Origin of the sequence: Pelagicoccus enzymogenes, from assembly GCF_014803405.1 — a bacterium.
GTDB classification, from domain to species: Bacteria; Verrucomicrobiota; Verrucomicrobiia; order Opitutales; family Opitutaceae; genus Pelagicoccus; species Pelagicoccus enzymogenes.
In genome coordinates, this window is sequence record NZ_JACYFG010000002.1 from 465865 (window position 1) to 490487 (window position 24623).

23 protein-coding genes and 1 tRNA gene are annotated in these 24623 nt (G+C 56.4%); 4 read left to right on the plus strand and 20 right to left on the minus strand.

The features are described from left to right. Positions 1–39: 39 nt before the first annotated feature. The 11 genes from IEN85_RS01685 to IEN85_RS01735 form a co-directional block, all read right to left on the minus strand. Positions 40–987: a ribose-phosphate diphosphokinase gene (locus IEN85_RS01685; RefSeq protein ID WP_191615322.1), complete on the minus strand. Its 948-nt coding sequence runs from the start codon at positions 985–987 to the stop codon at positions 40–42. Positions 988–1033: 46 nt separating this feature from the next. Continuing rightward, positions 1034–2074, minus strand: coding sequence for a UDP-3-O-(3-hydroxymyristoyl)glucosamine N-acyltransferase (gene lpxD / locus IEN85_RS01690; protein WP_191615323.1), 1041 nt, complete (start codon positions 2072–2074; stop codon positions 1034–1036). A 232-nt stretch (positions 2075–2306) separates the two neighbouring features. Then, positions 2307–2909: an OmpH/Skp family outer membrane protein gene (locus IEN85_RS01695; RefSeq protein WP_191615324.1), complete on the minus strand. Its 603-nt coding sequence runs from the start codon at positions 2907–2909 to the stop codon at positions 2307–2309. A 38-nt stretch (positions 2910–2947) separates the two neighbouring features. Continuing rightward, positions 2948–5389 (minus strand): outer membrane protein assembly factor BamA, encoded by a 2442-nt coding sequence (gene bamA / locus IEN85_RS01700; RefSeq protein WP_191615325.1) that lies wholly within the window; start codon positions 5387–5389, stop codon positions 2948–2950. Continuing rightward, positions 5370–6779, minus strand: coding sequence for a replicative DNA helicase (gene dnaB / locus IEN85_RS01705; RefSeq protein WP_191615326.1), 1410 nt, complete (start codon positions 6777–6779; stop codon positions 5370–5372). The genes bamA and dnaB overlap by 20 nt, the downstream gene beginning before the upstream one ends. Positions 6780–6803: 24 nt before the next feature. After that, on the minus strand, positions 6804–7325 hold the full coding sequence (rplI, locus tag IEN85_RS01710; protein WP_191615327.1) for a 50S ribosomal protein L9: 522 nt from the start codon (positions 7323–7325) through the stop codon (positions 6804–6806). Between the two features lie 61 nt (positions 7326–7386). Further along, a complete protein-coding gene (locus IEN85_RS01715) occupies positions 7387–7842 on the minus strand; it encodes a single-stranded DNA-binding protein (RefSeq protein ID WP_191615328.1) in 456 nt (151 codons plus the stop codon). Positions 7843–7879: 37 nt separating this feature from the next. Then, positions 7880–8176: a 30S ribosomal protein S6 gene (locus IEN85_RS01720; protein WP_191615329.1), complete on the minus strand. Its 297-nt coding sequence runs from the start codon at positions 8174–8176 to the stop codon at positions 7880–7882. Then, complete coding sequence (pth, locus tag IEN85_RS01725) at positions 8157–8762, minus strand: aminoacyl-tRNA hydrolase (RefSeq protein ID WP_191615330.1); 606 nt, start codon at positions 8760–8762, stop codon at positions 8157–8159. Before pth ends, IEN85_RS01720 begins: the two co-directional genes overlap by 20 nt. A 77-nt stretch (positions 8763–8839) precedes the next feature. Then, entirely contained in the window at positions 8840–9394 is a 555-nt protein-coding gene (locus IEN85_RS01730) for a 50S ribosomal protein L25 (protein ID WP_191615331.1), read from the minus strand. 553 nt (positions 9395–9947) lie between these two features. Next, positions 9948–10022 (minus strand) — tRNA-Asn (locus IEN85_RS01735). Positions 10023–10258: 236 nt separating this feature from the next. On the opposite strand from IEN85_RS01735, the gene IEN85_RS01740 reads away from it, so the two are divergent. Further along, complete coding sequence (locus IEN85_RS01740; RefSeq protein WP_191615332.1) at positions 10259–11758, plus strand: M48 family metalloprotease; 1500 nt, start codon at positions 10259–10261, stop codon at positions 11756–11758. A gap of 17 nt (positions 11759–11775) precedes the next feature. Here the strand turns inward: IEN85_RS01740 and hemN are convergent, their stop codons facing one another. Beyond that, positions 11776–13173: an oxygen-independent coproporphyrinogen III oxidase gene (gene hemN, locus IEN85_RS01745; RefSeq protein ID WP_191615333.1), complete on the minus strand. Its 1398-nt coding sequence runs from the start codon at positions 13171–13173 to the stop codon at positions 11776–11778. Positions 13174–13213: 40 nt separating this feature from the next. After that, positions 13214–13594: a ribosome hibernation-promoting factor, HPF/YfiA family gene (hpf, locus tag IEN85_RS01750; protein ID WP_191615334.1), complete on the minus strand. Its 381-nt coding sequence runs from the start codon at positions 13592–13594 to the stop codon at positions 13214–13216. A gap of 124 nt (positions 13595–13718) precedes the next feature. Between hpf and IEN85_RS01755 the strand changes: the two genes are divergently transcribed. Next, positions 13719–14651, plus strand: coding sequence for a helix-turn-helix domain-containing protein (locus IEN85_RS01755; protein ID WP_191615335.1), 933 nt, complete (start codon positions 13719–13721; stop codon positions 14649–14651). Here the strand turns inward: IEN85_RS01755 and IEN85_RS01760 are convergent. The 3 genes from IEN85_RS01760 to IEN85_RS01770 form a co-directional block, all read right to left on the minus strand. After that, positions 14648–15274: a carbonic anhydrase gene (locus IEN85_RS01760; RefSeq protein ID WP_191615336.1), complete on the minus strand. Its 627-nt coding sequence runs from the start codon at positions 15272–15274 to the stop codon at positions 14648–14650. The two genes, IEN85_RS01755 and IEN85_RS01760, sit on opposite strands and share 4 nt — an antisense overlap. Before the next feature lie 89 nt (positions 15275–15363). After that, positions 15364–15747, minus strand: coding sequence for a VOC family protein (locus IEN85_RS01765; protein WP_191615337.1), 384 nt, complete (start codon positions 15745–15747; stop codon positions 15364–15366). A 117-nt stretch (positions 15748–15864) separates the two neighbouring features. Continuing rightward, on the minus strand, positions 15865–18375 hold the full coding sequence (locus IEN85_RS01770; protein ID WP_191615338.1) for a DEAD/DEAH box helicase: 2511 nt from the start codon (positions 18373–18375) through the stop codon (positions 15865–15867). Between the two features lie 139 nt (positions 18376–18514). Here IEN85_RS01770 and IEN85_RS01775 point away from each other — a divergent pair, with 139 nt between their 5' ends. After that, positions 18515–19210, plus strand: a complete 696-nt coding sequence (locus IEN85_RS01775; protein ID WP_191615339.1) for a DUF502 domain-containing protein — start codon at positions 18515–18517, stop codon at positions 19208–19210. Further along, positions 19200–19829 carry a hypothetical protein gene (locus IEN85_RS01780; protein WP_191615340.1) on the plus strand — a complete coding sequence of 210 codons (630 nt, stop codon included), beginning with the start codon at positions 19200–19202 and terminating at the stop codon, positions 19827–19829. The genes IEN85_RS01775 and IEN85_RS01780 overlap by 11 nt, the downstream gene beginning before the upstream one ends. 6 nt (positions 19830–19835) lie before the next feature. On the opposite strand, the gene IEN85_RS01785 is transcribed toward IEN85_RS01780, so the two are convergent. The 4 genes from IEN85_RS01785 to IEN85_RS01800 form a co-directional block, all read right to left on the minus strand. Then, positions 19836–21755: a sensor histidine kinase gene (locus tag IEN85_RS01785; RefSeq protein ID WP_191615341.1), complete on the minus strand. Its 1920-nt coding sequence runs from the start codon at positions 21753–21755 to the stop codon at positions 19836–19838. Between the two features lie 32 nt (positions 21756–21787). Then, a complete protein-coding gene (locus tag IEN85_RS01790) occupies positions 21788–22432 on the minus strand; it encodes a response regulator (RefSeq protein WP_191615342.1) in 645 nt (214 codons plus the stop codon). 213 nt (positions 22433–22645) lie between these two features. Next, positions 22646–23884: a nucleoside monophosphate kinase gene (locus IEN85_RS01795; protein ID WP_191615343.1), complete on the minus strand. Its 1239-nt coding sequence runs from the start codon at positions 23882–23884 to the stop codon at positions 22646–22648. 37 nt (positions 23885–23921) lie between these two features. Further along, the gene (locus IEN85_RS01800; RefSeq protein ID WP_191615344.1) at positions 23922–24386 is read right to left on the minus strand and encodes an acetolactate synthase; all 465 of its coding nucleotides are present in this window, start codon (positions 24384–24386) and stop codon (positions 23922–23924) included. Positions 24387–24623 lie beyond the last annotated feature (237 nt).

Sequence of the window (24623 nt, forward strand, 5' to 3'; positions counted from 1 at the left end):
AAGTCTCGCGCGCCTGAGCGCGCTTTCCAAGCCTTAGCTTCAGAAGCCTTTCACTCGAAACAGGCTGGTCACCGATTCGTTGTTGCTGATTCGCAGGATCGCCTCCCCTAAAAGCGGAGCAACGCTGAGCACTTTGATAGGCAACCCCTTGGGATCTACTGGTATGGTATCCGTTACAACCAATTCTTCGATCGGTCCTTCCTTGAGACGCTCATACCCCATATCTTGGAGATTCGCGTGCGTAACCGCCGCCAGGATACGGCGGGCTCCATGCGACTTGATCAGCCGAGCAGCAGCGCAAATCGTGCCAGCCGTTTCTGTCATATCATCGATCAACAGTACGTCGCAGCCCTTCACGTCGCCCACGATGCTAGTCGCCTCCACTTGCGTCGCGCTGTGACGCTTCTTGGCGACGAAACCAAGGCCGCACTTGAATTCACGAGCGTAGGCGTCCGCCATCTTTACGCCTCCGACGTCTGGCGACATCACTACCAGATTGCGCAGCTCCTTCTTTACGATGTGATCGTAGAGCACCGGGAAAGCCAACAAGTGATCCACCGGTATATCGAAGAACCCTTGAATTTGCCCAGCGTGCAAATCGACGGTCAGGACGCGATCCGCCCCTGCCGAGGTTAGCAGATTCGCCACTAGCTTAGCGGTAATCGGAACCCGCGGTTGATCCTTTCGATCCTGTCTAGCGTATCCATAAAATGGAATCACTGCAGTGATTCGCGACGCAGAGGCGCGCCGGGCCGCGTCGATCATGATCAGCAATTCGATTAGATTGTCGTTTACGGGCGGGCAGCTGGACTGGACAAGAAAAACGTCCCTTCCGCGAATGTTCTCATTAATCTTAACAAACGACTCGCCATCCGGAAAAGTCGTTACCTCCGTGTCGGTTAACGGAACTCCGATGAACTGACAGATGGCCTCCGCAAGCGGACGGTTGGAGTTTCCAGAAATGATCTTTAGATTACTGTCCCGCATGTTCAGATGCTATCAAACCGATGCGGGTTGCACAGGCCTAAATCCTTTAGTCTCGCAGCAACTGCTTCTCGAGCTGAGTCAATCGCTTGAATAGCTCCGGCAAACGACGGGTAATCACCGTAATCCGCTGGTAGGCGACCAAGGGAATCGCCGGAGCCCCTCCGTATTTGGCGCCTCCCTCCAAATCGGAGAAAGCAACGCACTGGCCAGCCAACTGCGCGCCTGAGCCAATCTCGATGTGTCCCGAGGCGCCCGCGCGCCCACCCATCACTACGTAATCTCCCAACTTCGTGCTCCCGGCGATGCCGACTTGAGCGCAAAGAATGTTGTGCTTGCCCACCGTCACGTTGTGCCCGATCTGCACGAGATTATCGATCTTGCTGCCCTCCCCTATCCGAGTCGGTCCAAAACGCCCGCGGTCAACCGTCGTGTTCGCTCCAATTTCTACGTCGTCTCCCACGAACACCGAACCAACTTGCGGCACCTTGCGATGCCGACCGCCTTCAAATTCGTATCCAAATCCATCCGAGCCTAAAACCACGCCAGAATGTATACGTACCCGTTTTCCAATTACAGTATCGCGTTCAAGCGTAACGTTGGCCCCAAGGTAACAGTCATCGCCGAGCTCGCAAGCGGGGCCGATGAAGCAGCCCGAGGAAATCACGCAACCAGCGCCGACACGCGCCCCCGCGCCAATCGTCACAAAAGCCTCGATACATGCGCTCGGATCCACCTCGGCAGTTGGATCGATACTGGAGAGCTGATGGATGCCAGCCTCGGGTTTCACCCACATGCGCTGAGAAATAAGCTCGCAGAGCTTTGCGATTTCAATGGACGGATTGTCCACTCGAAGGAACAACTGCCCGGGACGCGGCTCCGCTTCCAAGTCCTTGCTCAATACCACAAGCGACGCCTCTGATTTCTTGAGATCCTCTAGATACTTAGCTGATGCGACAAAGCTAGCATCTCCCCTTTGAGCGTCTTCTAGAGAGGCGACTCCAGTGACATTGCGAACTCCCAGCTCTCCTTCGAAAGTTGAGTAATCGATCCGGTCCAACACGGCATTGAGCGAGAGTGAGATTTGCATGGCTTGAAGAGAATGAAGACGGAAGCGCGACCATGTAAGCCTAGCGTCCGGAAATCAATACAACGGTTGCACGCTCATTAAAGAGCGTTGAAGGAGAACAAAAAGAGCTGGGCTTGGCGGTAATCGCCCTGCGAGTAGCGGCATCCTCTTCGTCTGCGAACTCGCCGCAAAAAAGCCCCGCCGATTGCCGGCGGGGCTTCAAAAATATCTCCGTTAGCGCGAGGCCAAAGGACTACTCAGCAGCGGGAGCTTCTTCTTCCTGACCTTGAGTCGCGTTGATACGCTCAATGACGATCGGAGTGATGTCGTAAGAACCATCCGTGTAGAGCACAGGAGCGCGGCCGTCACCGGCGCGAGCAGTGATGTCGATCACGAGGGTAGCGTTGCGCTCCTTGGCGATCTCGGTGATCACTTCGGCGATCTCTTGGTAGTAGGCGTTGAGCTGCTGTTGGCGGATAGCTGCGAACTGCTGACGGGTTTGGCCAACGAACTGACGCAGTTCCTGCTCCTTAGCTTGGATTTCCTGCATCTTCTTTTGGGCGTCCTGAGTCGCCTCCTGCTTGGCTTCCTCCATGAGGATGTCGCTGTTGGCTTGCTCGCGGAGTTCTTGGAACTCCTCTACGAGAGCGGTGCCTTGAGCTTCGATCTCGGAAGCCTTGGCGCGCGCTTCCTCTTCGCTCTTTTCCATTTCGGCCATGAAGTCTTGGACCTTGTAGTAGCTACCGAGAGCATCGTCTACCATGACGGTGATGATGACGTCTTCATTCGCGCGAAGGCTAGTTGCGGCCATGGCCATGGCACTGAGGATTACGAGAAGGGATTTAAAACGATTCATTTGAGAATAGGAGTTAATGTTGTGGGGGCAGAGAGAGATTAGAATCTTCCGCCAAAAGTAAAGTTGAATTGTCCGCCATTGTCATTGCCGCCGGGGAGATCGGAGGGACCGTTGGTGCTCATAGGTATCGCATAGTCAAGACGAAGCGGCGTACCCATCATGGACATGCGGATACCGAAACCATAGTTGTCGTGCCATCCGGATTGACGCTGGCCGGCAAGGTACTCTCCTCCGGCAAATTCGTAGAAGATCTTCTCACCATCCAAGCTGAAGTCTCCAGCTTCCTTGTTTACGAATCCACCATCGTAGAATGCTGCAATACGGAAATCTTCGGTGATGCCAAATGAATATTCGACCCCCAGCATACCGTAGGTCTTGCCGCCCGTTTCGTAGGGTCGACCAAGACCGCTGAATCCACCTTCCAGAGGACTCACATCTCTAAACTCAAATCCTCGCAAGGTATTGGGACCACCCAAAAAGAAGCGCTCTTCCCATGGGACGACAGGGCTGTCTCCAGTTTCTTGCACAACTCCAGCACGCGCCAAAATCTCAACAGTTTGACTGAGTCTCTCGGAGAGGGGCAGGTAGAACGCGTTGCGAGACTCGATCTTGTAGAAGTCAAAATCGCCTCCTAGGAAATCGCCCGCGTAGTTCAGGTCGAGTTCCAGTCGCATGCCGCGCAAGGAGTTGATCAGACGGTCGCGGGAGTCACGCAACAGGAGGAAGTTCAGCTTTGATGCGGTGCCAATACTGCCCGCTAGCCGTTGTTCGATGTCAGCGTTTTCAAACTGATTGAAATCTTGTTCGACCAAGCTGTAGGAAATGCGGCCTTCAATGATTTCGATGAGGCGCTTTCTGAGCGAGATGTCGAAGCCTTGCTGGACGGAGTTGTAGAATTGGTTGTCGTAGTTCGTCTCTTGGTTGAACACTTGGAGACCAAAGGCCAAGCGACGCTCGAACAACCATGGCTCTTCGAACGCCAATACGATCGAAGAGGAGCGGCCGCCGAGCTGCGCCTTGAGGCGAAACTTTTGGCCGTCGCCCTGGAAGGCCCCACGCCAGTTGAAAATGTCGAAGTTCGACTGGGTGAGTTCGATGAAGAACACGCCCTTTTCCAAGGAGCTGAAACCGGCGCCAAAGGAGAAGTTACCGGTACGGCCTTCGCGGAAAGTCACCCGCAAGTCCTTGCGCCCGGGGACATTGGTCGACTGCGGGGTAACGTTGGTGTCCTCGAAGTAGCGCGTATTGTCCAAACGCATACGGCTTGCTTCCATGCGAACGCTGTCGAAAGTGCTGCCTGGGGTGAGAGCGAGTTCGCGCAAAACGACCACGCTTTTGGTCTTGGTGTTGCCTTCGATATCGATGGACTCGACCTGGAACTTGTCGCTCTCGTAGACGACGTACTGGATGTCGATATCGCCAGTCTCCACGTTGGGAACACGCTGCATGCGGATACGCGTCTCCATGTAACCGAACTGGCCATAGAAGTCCTCGAGGCGCTCTACGTCTTCGTCGATTTTTTCAGGACGGTACACCGATCCTGGCAGCACGCGCAGCATCAGGCGCAGGACTGAGTCCTCGTAGGTGTCGTTGCCGACGAACTCCACATTTCCCACACGGTACTGCTTGCCCTCGCCCACCTTGATGTCGATGCGCATGCGGGATTCCGAAGGATAGGAGAACTGCACCTTCGCAGGGTCGATGTCGATATCGAGGTACCCTTCTTCGCGGTAAACGTCCTTGAGCGTCTCCAAGTCGTCGTCGAACTTGTCCTTGTCGAAGCGGCCGCTGCCAGTGAGGACCGAGAGGAAGCCCCACTTCTTGGTTTCCATCTTCTTCTTGAGCTTACGCTTCTTGATGTTCTCGTTGCCGCTGAAGTTGATAGAACCGATCTTGAACTTGCGCCCTTCGCGAATCTGGAAGGTCACTGTCGCGAACCCTGTCACGGGACTGCGATCGATCTGGTAGTCGACACGAGCCTGGGAAAAGCCCTTCTTAAGATAGAGCTCCTGCAGATCCTCGGCTGCGCCCTTAACGCGCGGCTCGTTGAGGACTTGGTTAACGACAATGGATGTCTCCCGCTTCAGCTTGTTGTTGCTGAGCTTATCGTTCCCCTCGAAAATGATCGCGGAAATGCGGAACTTTGGACGTATGTCGAAGATGACGTCGATCCGGTTGTCTCCCGCAGGAGCGATGCGAGCCTCGATGTATTCGAAAAGGTTCGAGCGGTAGAGAGAGCGAATGTCGCGATCAACGGCGACAGGGTCGTATTTCTCCCCTTCCCTTATCGACATGTTGGCCCGGGCCACCTCCTCGTTCACGTTGGAGAGGCCGGTAAAGTTGATGATGAGCTTGTTAATCGTGGGGGGCTCAGATTCTTCAGCTTCCTGAGCAAAAGCTGAAACGAAACTAAGGGCTACGAGAACAAAGGCTAGGGATAGGCGGGCCAGGAGAGACTGGCTATTCAGTGTAATCTTCAAAACGGGTTATTTCTCTGATGAAGTTGAGCTTAATTTCGCCGACAGCGCCAGCACGTTGCTTGGCAACAATTAGATCAGCCTTGTCGGCTGCAACGGAAAAATCGTCACCAGCGTCTTTCGGTCGAGCCAAAAGCAACACGACGTCCGCATCCTGCTCGATAGAGCCAGATTCGCGTAGGTCAGAAAGCTTGGGCTGACGTTTTTCCTTTTCCGAGTCACGATTAAGCTGACTGAGAACAATCACCGGTACTTTAAGTTCCTTGGCCAGTCCTTTAATTCCGCGGGATATCTCGGAAATCTGCTGCTCGCGGGGCATTCTCGGATCCGAGCCTGCAATGAGTTGCAAGTAGTCGATCACAATCAGACCCATGTTCTTGTTGCGGGCGAAAACACGGCGCGACTTGGCCCGAAGCTGGTTGATGGTCACCTGGGCGCCGTCGTCGATCCAAATGGGAGCGTCTTTCAGCTCGATCGCCGCGGCAGCGATCTTCTCCTGCTCTTCCTGGTTCACGATCCCGTCTCGCAAGCGCGAAACGCTGATCTGAGCACGGCCAGTAAGCAAACGCATCGCCAGCTGCTCGGCGCCCATTTCCAAACTGAAAACTAGGGTGCCCGCTTGGGCTGGCTTGCCCTTGTAGGACATGGAAACGCGCTCCGCAATGTTGAGAGCCAAACTTGTCTTACCCATCGAAGGACGGGCCGCGAGGACGATCATTTCCGTGGGTTTCAAGCCACTGAGCATGTTGTCGATTCCGACAAAGCCGCTGGAGAGTCCCACCAGCTCGCCCTTGTTTTCGATCATCCGCTTGACGAGGCTGACCGCTTCGACCACCGCGTCCTTGACCGGCAAGGTCGTATCCGCCACCTGGGCGTCCGAAATGGAATAGATCTCCTTCTCGATCTCGTCGACCAACATCTCGATGTCGGGATGCTCCGCCGAAAAGCAGCGCTCGATGCTCATGGACGCCGTCTTGATCAGGCGTCGCCGCGTGTAGTGCTCGCGGACCTTGTCGAGAAAGTAGTTAGCGTGGGCCGTGGTCTCGATGTGAGAGGTAAGGTCGGCCACATACATGAGGCCACCCACCTCTTCCAGCTTGCCGCGACTACGCAGCTCCTCGGCGAGGACCTGAGGATCGAGCATCGACTTGTGCTCGAACAAGTTGACGCAAGTCTCGAAGATCAGCTGGTGAGCCGGATGGTAGAAAGCCTCCGCGGGCAGTTTCTGGGCCAAGCAGCGCGAGATGATCTCGGCTGGGTCCAGCAAACATGCGGCGAGGAGGCCCTTCTCCGCCTCCAAGCTGTGGGGCGGAGTGAGCCCGGCCAACGAAAACGCGGTCGGACTCTTCTTTTTATCGGAGAACTTATTCTCCGAGAACGGCTTGTTCGACATGTGGGATCGTCAAGCCGTAGCTAATTATTCTTTTTCAGAAGCTGCTTCAGCTTCGCCTTCCGCTGCTTCTTCAGCTTCTGGCTCCACGATCGGGTTCTCGGAAACGACGTCGATCTTCATCTCGACTTCCACTTCTGGGTGAACCTTAACGATGAAGGTGTGCTGACCGAGCTCCTTGATTGGCTGCTCCAAGTGGATCTTCTTGCGATCGATCTCGTAGCCAGCTTCCACGAGCTTTTCGTGGATGTGGATGGAAGTGACAGCGCCAAACATGCGTCCAGCTTCGCCTGTCTTGACCGCGATGCCGATCTGAGTCCCGCCCAACTTGGCTGCCTGCGCCTTGGCGTCGTCAAGCTCCTTGGCCTCACGCTTGGCGCGACGGTCCTTGAGAGCTTCGATCTGCTTGCGGTTGGAACGGTTTACGGGGATCGCCTTCTTGGTAGGAAGGAGGAAGTTGCGAGCGAAGCCCGCCTTTACTGTTACTTGATCGCCTTCGCCGCCGAGACCTTGAACAGCCTCGATGAGTAGTACTTCGCTAGTTGCCATGATGTGCGAGTGGTTAAGTGTATTCTAAAATTCGGATGTGTGTGGATGACGGAACCGCTAATCAGAAGGGAACGTCTTCTTCGATGTCGCCGCTGGACGCGGGAGCTTGAGAGGAGGAAGCTGAGGAGCCGCTTTCGCGTTGAGCCGGAGCGTAGTTGCTGGAGCCTTGCCCCCCGCCGTTGTTGTCGCCACGGCTGCCCATGAGCTGCATGTTTTCAACGATGACCTTCAGCTTGCTTCGCTTCTCGCCTTCCTTCGACTCCCAGGAGTCGAACTTCAGACGGCCTTCGATGAAGAGCGGGTTACCTTTGCTAACGTACTTGGAGATGATCTCCGCCTGCTTGCCCCATGCTTCCAAGTCAACGAAAGTAGTCTCTTCCTGCGTCTCGTCGCCGGAGCGATAGACTCGGTTGACCGCCATACCGAACTGGCACACGGAGGTGCCCTTCGGGGTCACGCGAAGTTCAGGGTCGCGCGTGAGGTTGCCGAGGAGAATTACTTTGTTGAAGTTGGCCATAGACGGTGCGTGGGACGGAGTTTCAGGAAGGCGAGCCTTACGCCTTTTGGATCATCTTGTGAGAAACGAGCTTGTTCAAGCGGAGCTTCTCAAGGATCGCAGCAGGCACTTCAGCGGTGCCGGAGAAATCGTAGCGGACGTAAACCCCTGCGGTGTACTTGATGTCTGGAGTACGAACGAAGTCCTGGCGGCCGAGATTCTCGACTTCGGAAACTTCGGCGCCGGCAGAAGCGAGCTCTGCCTTGAGGCCTTCGATGAGGTCATCGATAGACTCTTCGCGACCACGAGTGTCGAGAATGAAGGTTGCTTTGTAGTTAGATGCTGTTGCTGTCATCGTGTTTTCGTTTTCGATTGATTTGGTTCATCGCCAAGTCCGGACCGAGGCTGAGCAAGAGCTCAATGCTCTCGACGTAGCGATCCATGCTGGCGGAGACGACGGATTCGTCGTCACGAGAAAAGTTGCCTAGAACATAGTCGGCCAGTGGCATTTCCTTGTGTGGCTTGCCCCCTATCCCGACGCGAATGCGAGCAAAACGAGGAGCGATGCGGCCAAGAATATCGGACAAGCCGTTGTGCCCACCCGCGCTACCCGACATGCTTAACTTTACTTCGCCGACCTCGAGGTTGATCTCGTCGTATACAATCACCACCTCTTCGGGCGGTATCTTGTAATAGCTGCAAAGCTTTTGCACGCAGACACCACTTTCGTTCATATAAGTCGTAGGCTTGACGAGTATCAGCTTTCCCAGCTTGGAACTGCTGAGAAGCGCGACTTCGCCTTTTTGCTTACGCTCCTTCTTCCAAGCATCCGCCCCATGCTTTGCAGCAAAGGCGTCAACAACTCGGAATCCAACGTTGTGGCGGGTGTTGGCATATTCGCTGCCGGGATTGCCGAGGCCGACTATCATCCGGTAGCTCATGAGCCGTTCTAGAATTGAAAAAGAACAAAAGGGCGAGCCGGCCTTTCGGAAGGCTCACCCGAAAAAAGTCAGGCTGCCTACTTAACGACAGCAAAGACCGGCTGCTCGGGAGCGTCGAGGTATTGGACGCCTTCGATAGCTGGCAACTGGCTGATGTGGAGGCTGTCGCCTACCTTGAGAGGACGTACGTCGGCGTCGATAGAGGAAGGAATGTCCTTCGGCAAACAGCGGACGCTGACAGTCTTGGAAACGGTTTCGACCGTAGCGTTTTCGTTCTTCACGCCCCAAGCCTCGCCCTTGGCGTGTACTGGAATTTCGAGGACAACGAGCTCGTCGGCGCCGATCTGTTGGAAGTCAACGTGCGTGTAGGTGTCCTTGATGGGGTGGCGCTGCACTTCCTTGATGATGGAAGTGACAGCCTCGCCTTCGTCCGCCTTGAGCTGAACGACTGGCGTGTTGTTACCGATAGCGCGGAGAAGCTGACGAAGCTCGGCAGAGTCGATCGACAAATTCTCGGGCTTCTTGCTCTTGCCGTATACAACAGCTGGCACGCGGCCTTCGGCACGGAGACGGCCGGATGATGCAGATCCCGCTTGTTCGCGGGCGGAAGCGTTGATTGTGAGCGTATTCATGGTACGAAAATCGTTAGAGGCGGAGCGAGACTCCGAGTGAAAGGAGGCGAACCGTAAGTCGCTCTAGTCGGAAATCAATCAAAACTTTCGCAAAAACGAAGGTTTTACACAAAGCGTATTGGTCACCAGTTGAGCTGCGTCTAAAAAACAGGCTGCCTGGGTTGAGAGCGGTCCTTAGTGGACCAAAATCCGAATCCCGCGAACAAGAGGAAAAACGATTCGTTCAGCAAGCGAAAAAAGCGACAACACTCGAAGACCGCCTCGGTTAGAACCGCGCCAGAATCCGCTTCGCTCCGTCAAACCGCTTCGCTGGTTCTCATCCACGCTAGCTTGAGATACGAAAAAGCCGCCGATGCTCCGATCGACGGCTCTAAAAAAAAGTGGCTGCCCCGGCTGGATTGGGTTGGCCTGCGGCTCAAGTCGCTGAAGCGACCACCCTGACGGGAGCCCCCTCTCCGCTTCGCTCCGTCGAACCGCTTCGCTGGTTCTCATCCACACAAGCTCGAGATACGAAAAAGCCGCCGATGCTCCGATCGACGGCTCTAAAAAAAAGTGGCTGCCCCGGCTGGATTCGAACCAGCGACCAAGTGATTAACAGTCACCTGCTCTACCACTGAGCTACAGGGCAGTGTTGCTCGTTTCGCCTATCGTCCTAGTGAAAAACTTCGAGCTTCGAAGGCCTTTCCACTGAGCCTCAGGGCAAAAGTGAAGTCGGAAAAAAGGAGTTCTGAGGTCCCCTTGTCAACTCTTTGATTCAAGAAATTCAAAAAAACTCAATTCCCCCTCGGGGCGTTTGACCAAGGCTTCTTATTGATGGCATTCTTCGACTTCGAACTTTTCCAACCGATCCCGTTCTAAGCCCTCATGCGCCACCATCTTATCAGCTTCGCTTGCCTTCTCAACACCCTTGCCCTGCTTCTAGGCGGATGCGCCACCGAACCCAGCTTGTACACCGGACAAACCGGCTACTACGCGTACACATGGGAGCAAGAGCTCCAGCTCGGTCGCAAGTCTGACGCGCAGATCGTGCAGCAAATGGGCCTCTACCAAGACGACGAGCTCGCTGCCTACATTCGCAACATCGGGAACGACCTCCTTCAACACAGCGCCATCAAGAGCGAGGACGCGCCCGAGATCTACCAAAACACGGAATTCACCTTTCGCCTGCTCGACTCTGACGTCGTGAACGCCTTCGCCCTTCCAGGCGGTTACGTCTACGTAACCCGCGGCCTGCTTGCCCACCTGCAAAACGAAGCCCAACTCGCCGTAGTCATTGGACACGAAATCACGCACGTGGAGGCCCGCCACGCCTCGAAACAAGCCCTCAAGCAACAGCTCGGACAAATCGGCCTCGTAGCCGGAGCCGTCATCGGCGAGCAAATCGCTGAAAACAAGGAGCTCGCCCGAGACATGGTCAACCTCGGCGGAGAACTCTTCCAGCTCGCCACTCTCAAGTACGGACGCGACGCAGAACGCGAGTCCGACATGTATGGCGTGCAATATGCGGCCAAAGCCGGCTACGCCGCAGGCGAAGGCTCCGCATTTTTCCGCTCCCTTGACCGCATTTCAGAAAAGGCCGGCCAAAGCATTCCCTCTTGGATGTCCTCCCACCCCGACCCCGGCGAGAGAGAAAAGACCATTCTCGAGCTTGCCGAGAAGTGGAAGCCCATCGCCGGTGCGCCGCCGGTCATCGGGCAAGAGAGCTTCTTCGAAAAGGTAGACGGTCTCGTCGTGGGCCAGAATCCACGAAACGGATTCACCGACGGTCAACGCTTCTACCACCCCGACCTTCGCTTCCAATTCGACACGCCTCCCGGCTGGCGCCTGCAAAACGAGAGCGGAGCCGTCTACCTTAGCGATCCGAACCGTTCCGTCATGCTCGCCTTTTCCCTCGCCAAAGAAGCGAGCCCCCTAGAGGCAGCGCGCGCCTTTTCCGCTAAACTGAACATGGAACCCACTTACGCCCAAGAGTCCTTCGTAAACGGCTTTCCCGCCTACGTGATCGAGGGAAGCATCAGCAACCAATCCGGAACCTTGATGCTGCACTCCACCTTCGTGCAAATGGGCGACAAAGTATTCACATTTCTAGGATACGGAACCACCACTTCATTTCCGCCCCAGGCGCGCGCCATTCGGAACGTTGCCAGCTCCTTCGCTGAACTGACGAATCCCAGCATACTAAACATTCAGCCCCATCGCATCTCCATCGAAAGAGCGGATCGCGCTGCAGCCTTCAAGGACCTGCTTCCCGACCAGCTCCCCAGCGGAACAGACGCTCAAGACTGGGCCATCATGAACCAAGTGGAGCTCGATCAAAGCATCGAACGCGGACAGCTCCTCAAGCTGCCCGCGAGCAAACGGTAGGGAACGCCCCGACTTCGCTAAATCGCCTTGGAAAAACCTTTCGGGGCCGACCCCATGTAGGCGTCGAAACGAGAAGCCACATTGCGAATCAGCAGGCGCCCCAGCGGCGTGACCGTGATACCGGCGTCCGTGAAACAAACCAGCCCGTCGCCCTCCATCGCCTTCAAGCTCTCCAGCTCCGCATCGAAGTAGCCCGCAAAATCGATACCGTTGGCCAATCCACGCTCCTCGAAATCAAGCTCCAAGTCGCACATCAGCCGCATGATCACCTCGCGGCGAATCTGGTCGTCCCGCGTCAGGAGGTAACCTTTCTCCAGCGGGATATTGCCTTCGTCGAGCATGCGGTAGTACGTATCCAAATCCTTGTGATTTTGACGAAAAGCGTTTTGCGATTGGCTGATAGCGGACATGCCAAAGGCGCAGATATCTACATTCGCATGTAGGCTGTAACCTTGAAAGTTGCGCTGCAGCGTCTTGGCCTGCTGAGCCTTCACCAAAGGATCCTCCCACTTCGCAAAGTGGTCCATTCCCACGTGAGCATAGCCGCAACCCGTTAACTTTTCGACGGTCTGGATCAGGATCTCGATCTTTGAATCCGCGTCCGGCAGCGGCGAGCGCTCAAGGATCTTTTGCGCCGGCTTGCTCCAGGGCACGTGCGCGTACGAAAACACGGCGAGGCGATCGGCATCGTAGGACAAAACCTCCTGCAAGGTTGCCTTGAAGCTTTCCTCCGTCTGATGCGGCAGCCCATAGATGAGGTCAACGTTGATCGAGTTGATTCCCGCCTCCCTTAGCCAACTGATCGTCTTAGCATTCGTCTCCGTGGGCTGGATACGGTGAATCGCTTCCTGCACCTTTCGGTTAACATCCTGCACTCCGATCGACGCTCGATTGATTCCCAGATCCTTGAAGGCAGCCACCTGAGCTTCCGAGAGCGTACGCGGATCAAGCTCGACGCTGACCTCCGCCGCCTCGTCGAATTCGAAGCTGCCATGCAAAATCGCCGAGAGGCGTTTAATTTGCTTGGGCGAGAGGAAGTTCGGAGAGCCACCCCCAAAGTGTAGCTGCACCACTTTCCGCCCCTCGCGCACCAAGGCAGCGTAACGGCGAACTTCCATCTCCAAATAGTCGAGGTACTTGTCGGCCAAGGACGTGTCCGTGGATATGATCTTCGCGCAACCGCAAAACCAGCACAAACTGCGACAGTAAGGAACATGCACATAAAGCGACAATGGCCCTTGCGCATCCTCCAAGTCCGCCAACAACGCCGAACGACTGCTACGATCCTCCACCGTCTTGAATTTTAGGGCGGTAGGGTAAGACGTGTAGCGCGGGGCCGGCTGGTTGTACTTTCGGATCAAGTCAGCGTTCAGGCCAAGCGATTCGCGAGTGAAGCTAAGTGGCGTTGTTTGCATGAGACTACCTTGCTATGTATTCAGAATATGGATAGTGAGATCAAATGCCATCCGTGCCCGTTTTCGGCAGCTCGACATCGAATTCGATAGGAGAAGGGTTGCGCCGCTGCGTAACGCGTCGCCTGCTCTTGTTGCGGATCAAGCGGTCAAGCTTGTCCCCCAGTTCGGAAATTGCCTTGTAGAGATCGTTCCCGCGAGCTGACACGTCGAAATGGTTCCGGTGATCGTCCAAATGTCCCTTGGCGATAAACTCGCCCTGGTGGGTCTTGGAATGCCGCTCGAGCTCCAGTTCGACGCGGATGCGACTGATGTCGGAATCGTGCTCGCACAACTTGCCAACCATTTCGCTTACCTTGCCTCTGATGGACTCCGTCAACTCCAGGCGACGGCCAACTATCTCAACGTTTCTGTTCGGGTTCATGACGGGACTATCGCAGAAACCGCCGCCCAGCCCTACTCGGATTTGGCTAAATACTGCTCATTTTTGGCTACAAGTGAATTAATTACATTTGACTCTTCTATTAGACGGCCCAATGATCCGAGCCATGTCCATAAAGCGAACCAAGCGGGCGCCTGCCCCTATCGAGTACGCCTCGCCCGAGGAAAGCCGCGAGCTCACCAAGAGCATCGGAGCCACTCGACTCTTCGCGAAATACGAGCGCTCTTTCGCGGCAGCGTCCGGACTCCCCCTCACCCTTCGCCCCATCGGCACCTTCCGCATGCCGGCGACTGGGCACAAGAAGGAGAACCCTTTTTGCGCCTTGGTCTCGACCTCCCGCAAAGGCTGCCTCGCCTGCTTGATGGCCCAATCCGAGCTCGAGAAAAACGCGACCGATCGAGCCACTACCTACCGATGCTTCGCAGGGCTAAACGATACGCTGGTTCCCATTCGCATGGGCCGCCGCATCATTGCCTACCTACAAACCGGACAAGTCTCGCACGAGCAGTGCGACAACTCCCGCTACGATCGCGCCCATAGCGAGATGATCCTGCGCGGCATCGAACTCGACTCGCAGGCAGCCCGCAAAGCCTACCGTAAAACCGTTTGCATCGACCGCGAGGCCTACAACGGCTTCGTCAAAATGCTTGAGATATTCGCGGAAAGCTTGGGCGCTGCCGCCAATTCGCTGCAGATGGGAAAGGCGGAAAAGTCCGGCAACCAAGCCGCCCAAAAGGCGGTGCGCTTCATCCGCCAAAACTTCAACCGCCCCATTCCCCTCGCGGAAATAGCCAAAGTCGCTGGAGCAAGCGCGCGCCATTTCAGCAAGGTCTTCAAAGAGGAGACAGGCCTCACCTTCATCGACTACCTGACCCGCGAACGTGTGGAACAGGCCAAGAAGCGCATCGGCGAAACGAGCGAACGGATCAGCGACATTGCTTTCGCCAGCGGATTCGACTCGATCGCACAGTTCAACCGAGCCTTCAAGAAAGTGTCAGGAGAGTCTCCCAGCAGCTACCGCTTGAGCGCCAACAGCTAGTCGCGGGACAGATAGGACCAAGTCTTCGAGCCAGTGTCGAAGCGCTCGAGCTTCCCCTTTCCGATTTCGTAATAGAAAGAGTGGATAGACAATCGACTCTCCGCGACCGCGTCCGCCACGCAGGGATACTCCAGCAAATGCTCGGTTTGCGACACCACGTTGGCGCGAGCGAGGTTTTCGACACAAGAGCCGTCGTAGTCTTCCAGAGCCGGAATTGCGTACTCGACCCAGGAGGAAAGCATGGGGTCGAAACTCGCTTTCCCCAATTGAGACAAGGCTCGAACACCGCCGCAATTTGAATGGCCGCACACGATGATGTGCTCGACCTTCAAGTTTTCCACCGCAAAAAACACAGCCGAGCCCACCGACGCCTCGTCAGCCGCAAGCGGCGGGACGATGTTCGCAACGTTTCTCAAAACGAACAGCTGGCCCAGCTCGGCCCCCAGAATGCGCTCTGCCGGCACGCGCGAATCGACGCAGCCTATCCACATAACCTTGGGCGACTGGCCGCTGGCGAGGTCCGCGAAAAGCGACGGATTCTGGGCGTAGTCGTTTTTGAGGAAGCTTTCGTGTCCCTCGATCAGGGAGTCGGGCAGTCCGATGGTATCTTTGCTATCTGGCATCACTACCAGTCAGGTAGGCCAAGACGCTGTCCTTGAGAAGCAAAATCTTTCACGAAACAAAATACCGGTATCGCGGGAACGGCCCGTCTCTAGACCGGCATGTCGCCCATCAAGGCCAAGGGATTGCCCCAGGGATCCTCGAAGAACGCCAACCAGGAAGACTTTTCCATGAAGTTCTCCACGATGCAGCTGGGACCGCTCTTGAAGCGAATCCCGTTCGCCTTCAACAAGTCCGCGACCTCGTGCACTCGCCCGTCCACTCGGAAATAGATCGGACAACCGATCGGCCGCGTGGCCGACTCCTGCACCAGGATCGCCAAGTCCCCGCACTTGAGCATCATCGTCTGCCCGAACTGCGACTCGACTTCCACTCCCAGCACGTCTCCGTAAAAAGCCCGGGCTTCGTCGATGTTTCCAACTCGAATCTCAAGTTGACCGATAGCCGTGAGAGTAGGTGCGATTGAATGAGCCATAGGTTCTGTGTGGGTAAGTGAATCTGATCAGGCGATGGGTGGTTCACCCCTATAACGGCACGCGCGGACTGCTCCTGAACGCAAACCTGCAATATTGCGGGCATTCTCTGCAAATCCCTACCCGCTCTGAGCCAGGGCAAGCAGGCTCTGCAGCGACTGGACGCCGCTCGAGAGCAAGTCGGTCGGCCCCGACTTGGAGCCGCTCACGATGGACTCGAACAAATCCCTCTTATCCCGCTGTAGCTGCAAGATCTTCTCTTCGATCGTACCGCGGGCAAAGAGCCGGTAAACAAAGACGCTCTTGGTTTGCCCGATGCGGTGCACGCGGTCGATCGCTTGGCTTTCTACCGCCGGGTTCCACCACGGATCCAGCAAGAAGACATAATCGGCAGCGTGCAGGGTGATTCCCACGCTGGCCGCCTTCAGGCTGACCAACATGGCAGCGGTTTGATCCGAATCCTGAAAAGCCTTTACCGGAGCCTCCCGGTCGCTTGTAGAACCGGTCAATTCGAAGATAGGCAACTCCGGAAAAGCGTGCTCCACCATTTCGCGGGCCCGCACCAGAAAACGAACGAACTGGCTGAAGATCACCACCTTATGCCCCGTTCCCAATACCTCGATCAACTTCTCCAGCAACACCATTAACTTGCCACTGTCCTCCAGGCTCGCATCCATCCACGGCAGCAACTGCGGATCGCAACTGACCTGTCGCAGTCGAGTCAGCAGGCTAAGAGTCGCGAAGCGGTTGGTTCGCATCGCGCTGCCCAAGTCGTCTCCAAAGCGAGCCAAGCCCTCTTCGCAAATGCGCTGGTACTCGCGAGCCTGCACCGGAGTCACCGGACACTCCAGGTCCACGATCGTCTTCTCCGGCAACTCCAAGGCCACCTGGCTTTTGGTTCGCCGCAACATGAAGGGTTTGATCTGGGCTCTCAGCCGCGCCTTGAAGGCCCCTGGATTCTCGGCATACAGACGGTCAAACTGCTCGCGGCTGCCCAGCATGCCGGGCATGAGAAACTGGAAGGCCGGCCAAATATCCAGCGGCTTGTTCTCGATAGGCGTACCGGTAAGGGCGATGCGACGCTTGGCACGCAAGCGCCGGCAGCTTCGCGAAACCTTGGAGTCCGGATTCTTGATGAATTGAGCCTCGTCCACCACCGCGTAATCGAATTCTTCGCTCACCAACCGTTCGATGCGATTGCGCAAGAGGGCGAAGCTCACGACCACGACGTCCAGCTTGGCCGCCGCCTTCGCCGTTCGCCCTCCATACTTGCCCACCGCGACCTGCGGGGCGAACTTCGCGAATTCGGATATCCAAACCGGAACCACGCTAGCCGGGCAAACCACGATGGCACGCTCCCCCTCCTTTCGTTGCGACAGGAGCAGGGCAATGACTTGTACCGTCTTCCCCAAGCCCATCTCGTCAGCCAAAAGGCAATGGCAATCGTGACGCAACAAGCGCGACATCCACTCCACCCCTTGACGCTGGTAGGAACGCAAGCAATCCAGCAGCTCCAGCTTCCCATCTGGCTCGGGATTGAGCAGCCCTTCCCGCCATTCCGCGAGGTCCTCGGAAAGCTCCACTTCCTCGTCCCCCTCGCCAAACAAGGAAAACAACTGGTAGAGCTGTCCCGAACCGTTCGCTTCCGGCTCCACTTCTTTCCAGGCGCTCAAGGCCCGACGCGACTCCTCCGTCAGCTTCACTACACCCAGCTCCGGCACCAGCATCGGCTCGTCGTTGCGAGCAAGCAGCTCGTCCGCCAAGCCGCTGTCCAGCAACTTCGCCCCCGCATCGAACACCCACTGGATGTCCAGGCCACCTGAGCGCGTCCGGCTGGCCTTTGGCTTGAGCTTGATTTCCACGATTCCCTGCTGGATGTGCTGCACGTTCTCCCGTTCCTCGGTGGAAAAGCGAGCTTTCCAGCTGGGCCAAACCGATTGGATAAAGAAGACCACCTCTCGAAGGTTCTCCAGCAAGTACCCTCCGAACTCAGGGGAATAAACGAAATGCGACTTGCGGGCCCGAGCCGCGAGCATGATCAGCCGTCCCCGCTCGTCAGAGTTGTTGGCCCGGGGAGCCCCGTCTTCCTTGCTCAAGGCAGAAACCCGCGTGCCGTCTTCACTTAACCAGTATGCTTCGCAGATCAGGCCCTTGAAGTGCGTGTCGAGCACGAGGTGCAAGGTTCGCGACTTCCCAGCATTGCTCATGGCTCCCTTTGACAAGTCGAGCGGCGGCTCTTCTTCGGCGTCGCTCTCCGACTCGTCGCTTCCACTGAGGCGACTCGCTTCCAAGAGAGACAAGTCCTCATCCGCTAAAAGCTCCTCGATTTCCAGAAGGCCGGCCACCGCAATGGCTCCCCCTAGCACTTCGTCCGAAGTCGAGGAGCGAACCTTCATCTTGCCTGCCGACCACTCTACGACCGAGTAGCTCTCCGCCGCTCCGATCTTCGAGTTAACGATGACGTCCGAATCGTTGAGCGAAATCTCCCTGATCTCGCCCTTCTTGTAGATGGAGCGACCACGCCGCAGCTCCGCCTCGTCAAACGCAGCTTCCCAGTCCTCGCTAAGACGAGAACTCCACAACTCCAACGACTGGCGCGAGTAAAGGCGATTGGCTCCTTTCCAACTCATAAACCGCCCATCTTGAAAAGCGCGGCAAGCCCACTCAACGATTTTCGAGCAGAGCGCCAAATAGGAAACCTTATCCGTTTTGGCGTGTACCTGAGGCAGCAATTGATCAAGACTTACAAACGTAGCTATTCACGCCTCCATGTTCGCACGACTTCGCAAATCATTCCTCTCCGGACTCATCCTCCTCGCTCCAATCGGCATCACCTTCTTCGTCTTCAATTGGCTGGTCATCAAAGTAGGAGGAAACGTCAAGGAGCCGCTCCTCAAGCTCCTTCACATTCCCGAGAACCTCATATCCAAGGAGAGCCTGACCCTCGTGTGGGACACCCTCGCCACCGTCATCGTCCTGCTGGCCATCACTCTGCTCGGCTTCCTCTCCCGCTACTTCATCGCCAAGTACCTCTTCTCCATCGGCGAACGGTTCCTCAACAACGTTCCCATCATCAACACAGTCTACACTTCCGTTAAGCAAATCGTAGACACCTTCAGCTCCCAAAATCGAGCCGTCTTCCAAAAGGTCGTTCTGGTCGAGTTCCCCAAGGAAGGCTGCCACGCCCTCGGCTTTCTCACTGGCGACGGCAAAGGCGAGGTCCAACACAAGACTGACGATCACCTGCAAAACGTCTTCGTCCCCACCACCCCGAACCCCACCAGCGGCTTTCTGGTCATGATGAAGAAAGAGGATATCATGGAACTGGACATGACGGTCGGGCAAGGCATGAAGCTCATCATTTCAGGAGGCGCCGTGGCTCCCCCCTACCCGCCTGTCGAGAAAAGCCTGCAATTCCGAACCGAAAAGCCGCGACCTACCGAGCCTCCCACGGATGCCAGCTGAGAGGCTTATCCTCGCCGAGGCCATCGTACTGAAGCTCACGCCGACCGGCGAGAAGTTTACCCAAGTTAGGCTTCTGTCACCCGAGCGAGGGCTGCTGAGCGTGCTCAAACGAAACCGCAGCAAGGCAAACGGCGCCCACATCGACCTCTTCGACGAAGGGGAAGCTCACCTAGACTTCAAGTCTGGCGAAAATGCCAACAACGGATTCCTGACCGAGTTCAACGTATCCAAAAAACGGAACGGGCTCGGCAAAAGCTATGCCGCGCTGCAAGGCGCATCTTGGCTTTCCGGACTGCTGCTGGCCAACCCCATGCACGAGGACGAACTCGCAGAAGAGAGCTTCCGCCTCGCCGCCCGCGCCCTCGACGCTCTCAGCGACGGAGCTCCACCGCAGGCGGTCCTTCTCAAAACCTTGTTCGTTTTCGCCCGAGATGAAGGTTACCCCATGGTCGCCGACTGGGCGAGCAAGCTGTCTCCCGCCTTGTCGCAGAGCGTGACCACCCTTTTGAATACGCCCCTAAGCCAAATCACGCTCGACAAGCAAGAGCAGCAAACCGCCTTCGCCTCACTCTCGCGCTACGTCGAGCACAACACCCACATTCGGCTGCCACAAACGTAGGTTAGCCTACTCTACAACCGTGGTTTGCATGTAGGCTTCCAGCTGCCCGCGGAACTCGGCGTAGGAGCCCTCCAGCATCTGCTTCCAATGCTCGCTCTTCAAGGGAGAGCGACCATCGCTCGCGATAAGCTCCAAGCCCTTGGCCAAATCCAAGATGTTGCGCGCCCCCAACAAGGCGAGAGCGCCCTTAAGAGAATGGGCCCTCATCCCAACATCCTTCCGGTCGCCCGAGTCAATCGACTCCAGAAGACTCTTAACCTCCGCATCAATGATCGAAATAGCAGTATTCACAATATCGATACGACTTGCATCAGGCGTCTTCATGCGGTCGATATACGCTTCGAGCGTCCCTGCATCCATGCAATCGCGACCTCCCGCAGCCACCCCTTTTTCGAATTGAAAATCCCCCTCCTTCGCGGCGATCCTGTCCTCTCCATTCGATCTCTCGGAACCGGGCTCCTTCGGCTGACCCACAGCACTTGTTTGATTCGAATAGAGGCGGTTATCGAGCACTGCCCGAAGCTGCTTGAAGTCGACCGGCTTATGCACGACTTCAACCATGCCAGCCTCGATACAACGCATCTGGTCCCGGCGGAAAACCTTGGCCGTAACTCCCACAATGGGAACCGGGGAGCTACGCCTGGATTGGGCAAGGATTTTCTCGGTCGCCTCGTAGCCATTCATTTCCGGCAACATGACATCCATCAAAATCAAGTCGTACTTGCCGTCTCGATACGCATTCACCGCTTCGCGACCATTGTCCACATGATCGTAGGCCACACCGTAGTCCTGAAGGAAGTGACCGAGGATATCGGCATTGAGCTGGTTGTCCTCTACCACCAGCACCCGCTTGTCCCCGCTGCGAGCTTGCAGGCTAGCAGCCGGTGTCGAAACAGCTCGGTCCTCCGGCTCGAGAGGTTCACTCGCGCCCTGCTGCGATTCGTTCAAAGGCAGGCGAAACTCGAAAAGACATCCAGCTTCGTTCGGTTGTTTGAGCCGCAAAGTACCTCCCATCTTGCCAGCCAGCTCCTTGCTGATAGCGAGTCCGAGACCAGTTCCTTCGGGAGCGCCTTCCTGTTCCTTTAAGCGGTAAAAGGGTTGAAAGATCGATTCGCCGACCTCGGAATCGACGCCAGGCCCCGTATCCTCCACCTCAATACAAAGGTCGCCGTCTTCGCAAAAAGCCGCTACGCGAACCCAGCCGACATCGGTGAACTTGATCGCGTTGGCAATGAGGTTGCTCAACACCTGCGTGACCCTCATGCGAGGAAGGGTCGCGACGACGCAGGCATCCGCCGCAACGTCCACCTGCAAATCCAAGCCCTTCTTGCGAGCCCGATCGCGGAAAAGTCCCGCTACTTCGCGAACGAATTCGTCCAGGTCGACCGTCTCCGTCTTCAAATGAATCTTCGCGGTCGCCACTCTGGAATACTCGAGAATGTCGTTGATCAAGCCCTTGAGCATGTGGTTGCAGGACTGCAGCTTTTCCAGGATCGCGAGCTGGTTCACGTCCAAGTCCGTGCCACCTAAGACGTTCGCGAAGCCAATCACGCCATTGAGGGCAACCCGTAGCTCGTGGCTGACCGTGGTGAGAAAATCCAAGGAATCCTTGTCGACCGCTTCCGCTCCCTCCAAGTCGCCAGCCTCTGACAAAGTTACCTCGACATGGATCAAGTCCGGCGACCTCTCCAAACGTTCGCAAGCGAAGGAAGCCTCTAGAATCTCCCCCGAGGCACACTTCAGGTAGGCCACCTTAGTGAAGGTTTTGCCCGGAGCATCCGGGAGGAAGGTCGCCGCGTCTTCGACCACCAAGTCCTGCCAAGGCAACTCCTCGGAGGCATCGAGATCCAAGCCCAACCATTCACCCAGCTCCGCAGGCAAGCGCAATACGCGAAACTGCGTGTTGAAAATCACGTTGAATTTCATCTCAGTCCCGCTGCTCCTCATTCGCTTGAGACCTAAAGGGTGACCAAACCAGTCCGCACCGCGAAAAGCGTAACGCCCGCGATATCGAAGATCTTAAGCTTCTTGGAAATATTGCTCCGGTGCGATTCCACCGTCTTGATGCTGAGACCGAGGTTTTGAGCGATCTCCTTGTTCGTCATCCCGGAGGCCACGAATACGACGATCTGCTTTTCGCGATCGCTCAAGGTCTCCAGAAGTTCCTTCTGGTCCAACACGTCCGGCGAGTCGATCTGCGTTTGGGCGGAAGCTTTCACGAAAATATTCCCGTTCGCCACCGCCTCAATCGCTTGCTCGAATACGGAGAACTCCTCCTTCTTATTCAGGAAACCCGTCACCCCCATCTGCAAGAGGGAACCGATACGCTTCGGATCTTCCACCGAGGATATGATCAAAATCCGGGCTTCGGGCTGCTCGCTGATCAAGCGCTCCGCCAGCTCCTGACCGGTGATTCCGGGCAGTCGCAGGTCCAAGATAACCAAATCCGGGCGATGCTCATCGCAGAGCTTGTAAGCCTCTTCGCCTGTCGCGACTTCTCCGATGATTTCGAAGCCAAAGCGCTGGCGGATGATTCTGCAAAGGAAGTCGCGAAAGAGAGTTTCGTCTTCGGCGACGACGACTTTTAGATTCGGTTTGGACATTTTGATGGAGCTGGCCTCTCGGGCAAAGCGGGAGGACCTGGGAGAATCTTAGGAAGGCAATGCAATCCGCAGGGGAAAACGCCGGTAAAGGCGGCGGGAATCGAAAAAAGAAGCATAGGTCTAGGTAGGTCTCCCAGCCGGCGCAAGTTAAGTCTTCACTCAAAAACTAGCGCCAGCCACTCCCCATTTTCACTTAAGCCTTCCGGCCGACGGTCAAGATCCGCGACGGATCTCAGACCCCTTGAAACGGATCTGGATACGCCAAACCTTTTTCATGCGGCAGCGAATCTGTCCGGTCTGCAGGTCGAACTCCTCCGGGATCTCGATCTTATGCAAGTCCACCGACGCGTGGTAGCCGCGCTCCGAGAAGATGTCGATGAGCATGGCCATGGAATGAGGGTCGTCCAGGGTCGGGTCCTCGGAATTGATGTGGGCAGAGCCAGTGATGGCGTGGTGCCTCACGATCGGCATGATCTTGTCCTCGATGAAATCGATCACCCGATGGAACTGTTCGGTGCTCTCCATCTCGTACTGGTCGAGACGGCGGACCAACTGCTGGCGGGCGTGCTCCACGATCTTCTTGGCGATCGGCAAGCGATGCAAGGAGTCGAAAGTACGCGGATCCAACTCAAGCGAGCTCTGGTACTGCAGCTCCTTGATGATGTTCTGGCGAACCTCCGCCAGAGTGCCTTGAGCGTTGATGAAGTGGTAGTGGAAAACCTCCTTGAGCGACTGCAGGGCATCGTAGGTCGCTTCCTTGAAAACGCGGTAGCGACGCTGAGCCGCCTTCGGGTCCGAGTCGGTCGCTCGATACTCCTTCGGTTCACCGATTCCCGTGCGCTCTACCTCCTCGTTGTGCTCGATGATTTCACGGCCGCGTTTTAGCTGACGCGCCACGCTCTCCTTCTCGTCGATGAAGAGCATCATAATATGGATCAGCGGCTGCCGGAAGCTCGCCCGGTACTCCGTATTGAAAAACTCGGCACGCAGCTGAAGCATCTTGTGGTAGAGCAGCTTCATGCACTCGACCTGCACGAAGGTACGCGGAAAACCGTCGAGGATAGCGCCATCCTGATAGTCGGGAGACAGTAGCCTCTCGAACAGAATGCTTATCACCTCCGTGTCGCCGACCATTCCGCCCGCATCCTTGATCGCCCGCATCTCAGGCGTATCCAAAAGCGAACTCACCACGATCGGCTCCGCCGTCAGGCCACGGACCTCTTGAATGAACGGGGTGTTGGTTCCCTTACCCGCGCCTGGGGCTCCCCCGAGCAAGATGAGCTCCTGGGGGAAATGCAATCGGGTGCGGCCGTATTTCTCTTCTAGCTTGTTCCAAACGGTGTTGAAGATGATCTGGGCGTCCTTGACCTCGAGGTCTTGGTGCCTAGCAGCAACGGAACTAGCTTCTGTCTTGGTTGGTTGGTCGCTCGGTGGCAGCGGTTCTTCGCTCATGTATGGGCAATTTGGATAGGAGGATCGGCGGGAAAGACTAGCGCGAAATGTCCCTTTGGCTCAAAACGCGAATGTTGTGGGTATTGAGAATATGAACTGCCAGATCCGTGTCCTCGATACTGATGACAAGACCCGAGCGACCATGCGGACGGCTGACGAAGGCGTAGAGGTAGTGAATGTTGATCTCCGTCTGTAGGAGCGAGGCCAATACGCGGTCGATGTCGTGCTCGCCGGCGATCTCCACCGCCAGCACTTCGCTCTCGCTGAAGGTCACGTCGTGCTCCCAAAGCAGCTCCTTGGCCCCCTGGGGGTCGTCTACGACCACCCGCGTGATCGCGCAATCCGTAGTGTCCAGCGTAGTCAACGCCATAACGTGGATGCCGCTGTCGGCGAAGAGGCGAAAAATGTCGGAGAGCCGCCCCACCTTGTTCTCCATGAAAATGGAAAGCTGCTTAACCGGATCCGGAATGGCCTGTTTGGTTTCGATCGAAGGATTGTCCATCTCTGTGTGTACTCCAGCTGAAGAATACGGGGGAAGACGCTACTACTTAAGAACCTACGACAAATTAGCAAGGTTTCGCGCCAATTCGGCAACAAGCCCTAGCCAAGGGCGGAATGAGGACTCGCTCCGTCGAACCAATGGCCTTCGCTCCCCGCCGAACAAAACGACAGCAATCGCAAGTAAACCTAGGCCCATCGCCTGCTCACTTCGAGCGGCAACTGGTACTCCCGGCGGGAA

What these genes read in the sequence shown, in the direction of transcription:
- IEN85_RS01795 (WP_191615343.1), bottom strand. Translation starts at nt 23,884, where the DNA reads ATGAGCGAAGAACCGCTGCCACCGAGCGACCAACCAACCAAGACAGAA.
- IEN85_RS01775 (WP_191615339.1), top strand. Translation starts at nt 18,515, where the DNA reads ATGTTCGCACGACTTCGCAAATCATTCCTCTCCGGACTCATCCTCCTC.
- IEN85_RS01785 (WP_191615341.1), bottom strand. Translation starts at nt 21,755, where the DNA reads ATGAAATTCAACGTGATTTTCAACACGCAGTTTCGCGTATTGCGCTTG.
- hemN (WP_191615333.1), bottom strand. Translation starts at nt 13,173, where the DNA reads ATGCAAACAACGCCACTTAGCTTCACTCGCGAATCGCTTGGCCTGAAC.
- IEN85_RS01770 (WP_191615338.1), bottom strand. Translation starts at nt 18,375, where the DNA reads ATGAGTTGGAAAGGAGCCAATCGCCTTTACTCGCGCCAGTCGTTGGAG.
- dnaB (WP_191615326.1), bottom strand. Translation starts at nt 6,779, where the DNA reads ATGTCGAACAAGCCGTTCTCGGAGAATAAGTTCTCCGATAAAAAGAAG.
- IEN85_RS01715 (WP_191615328.1), bottom strand. Translation starts at nt 7,842, where the DNA reads ATGGCCAACTTCAACAAAGTAATTCTCCTCGGCAACCTCACGCGCGAC.
- IEN85_RS01800 (WP_191615344.1), bottom strand. Translation starts at nt 24,386, where the DNA reads ATGGACAATCCTTCGATCGAAACCAAACAGGCCATTCCGGATCCGGTT.
- rplI (WP_191615327.1), bottom strand. Translation starts at nt 7,325, where the DNA reads ATGGCAACTAGCGAAGTACTACTCATCGAGGCTGTTCAAGGTCTCGGC.
- IEN85_RS01765 (WP_191615337.1), bottom strand. Translation starts at nt 15,747, where the DNA reads ATGGCTCATTCAATCGCACCTACTCTCACGGCTATCGGTCAACTTGAG.
- IEN85_RS01740 (WP_191615332.1), top strand. Translation starts at nt 10,259, where the DNA reads ATGCGCCACCATCTTATCAGCTTCGCTTGCCTTCTCAACACCCTTGCC.
- IEN85_RS01780 (WP_191615340.1), top strand. Translation starts at nt 19,200, where the DNA reads ATGCCAGCTGAGAGGCTTATCCTCGCCGAGGCCATCGTACTGAAGCTC.
- IEN85_RS01760 (WP_191615336.1), bottom strand. Translation starts at nt 15,274, where the DNA reads ATGCCAGATAGCAAAGATACCATCGGACTGCCCGACTCCCTGATCGAG.
- IEN85_RS01730 (WP_191615331.1), bottom strand. Translation starts at nt 9,394, where the DNA reads ATGAATACGCTCACAATCAACGCTTCCGCCCGCGAACAAGCGGGATCT.
- IEN85_RS01755 (WP_191615335.1), top strand. Translation starts at nt 13,719, where the DNA reads ATGTCCATAAAGCGAACCAAGCGGGCGCCTGCCCCTATCGAGTACGCC.
- IEN85_RS01790 (WP_191615342.1), bottom strand. Translation starts at nt 22,432, where the DNA reads ATGTCCAAACCGAATCTAAAAGTCGTCGTCGCCGAAGACGAAACTCTC.
- hpf (WP_191615334.1), bottom strand. Translation starts at nt 13,594, where the DNA reads ATGAACCCGAACAGAAACGTTGAGATAGTTGGCCGTCGCCTGGAGTTG.
- pth (WP_191615330.1), bottom strand. Translation starts at nt 8,762, where the DNA reads ATGAGCTACCGGATGATAGTCGGCCTCGGCAATCCCGGCAGCGAATAT.
- lpxD (WP_191615323.1), bottom strand. Translation starts at nt 2,074, where the DNA reads ATGCAAATCTCACTCTCGCTCAATGCCGTGTTGGACCGGATCGATTAC.
- IEN85_RS01685 (WP_191615322.1), bottom strand. Translation starts at nt 987, where the DNA reads ATGCGGGACAGTAATCTAAAGATCATTTCTGGAAACTCCAACCGTCCG.
- IEN85_RS01695 (WP_191615324.1), bottom strand. Translation starts at nt 2,909, where the DNA reads ATGAATCGTTTTAAATCCCTTCTCGTAATCCTCAGTGCCATGGCCATG.
- IEN85_RS01720 (WP_191615329.1), bottom strand. Translation starts at nt 8,176, where the DNA reads ATGACAGCAACAGCATCTAACTACAAAGCAACCTTCATTCTCGACACT.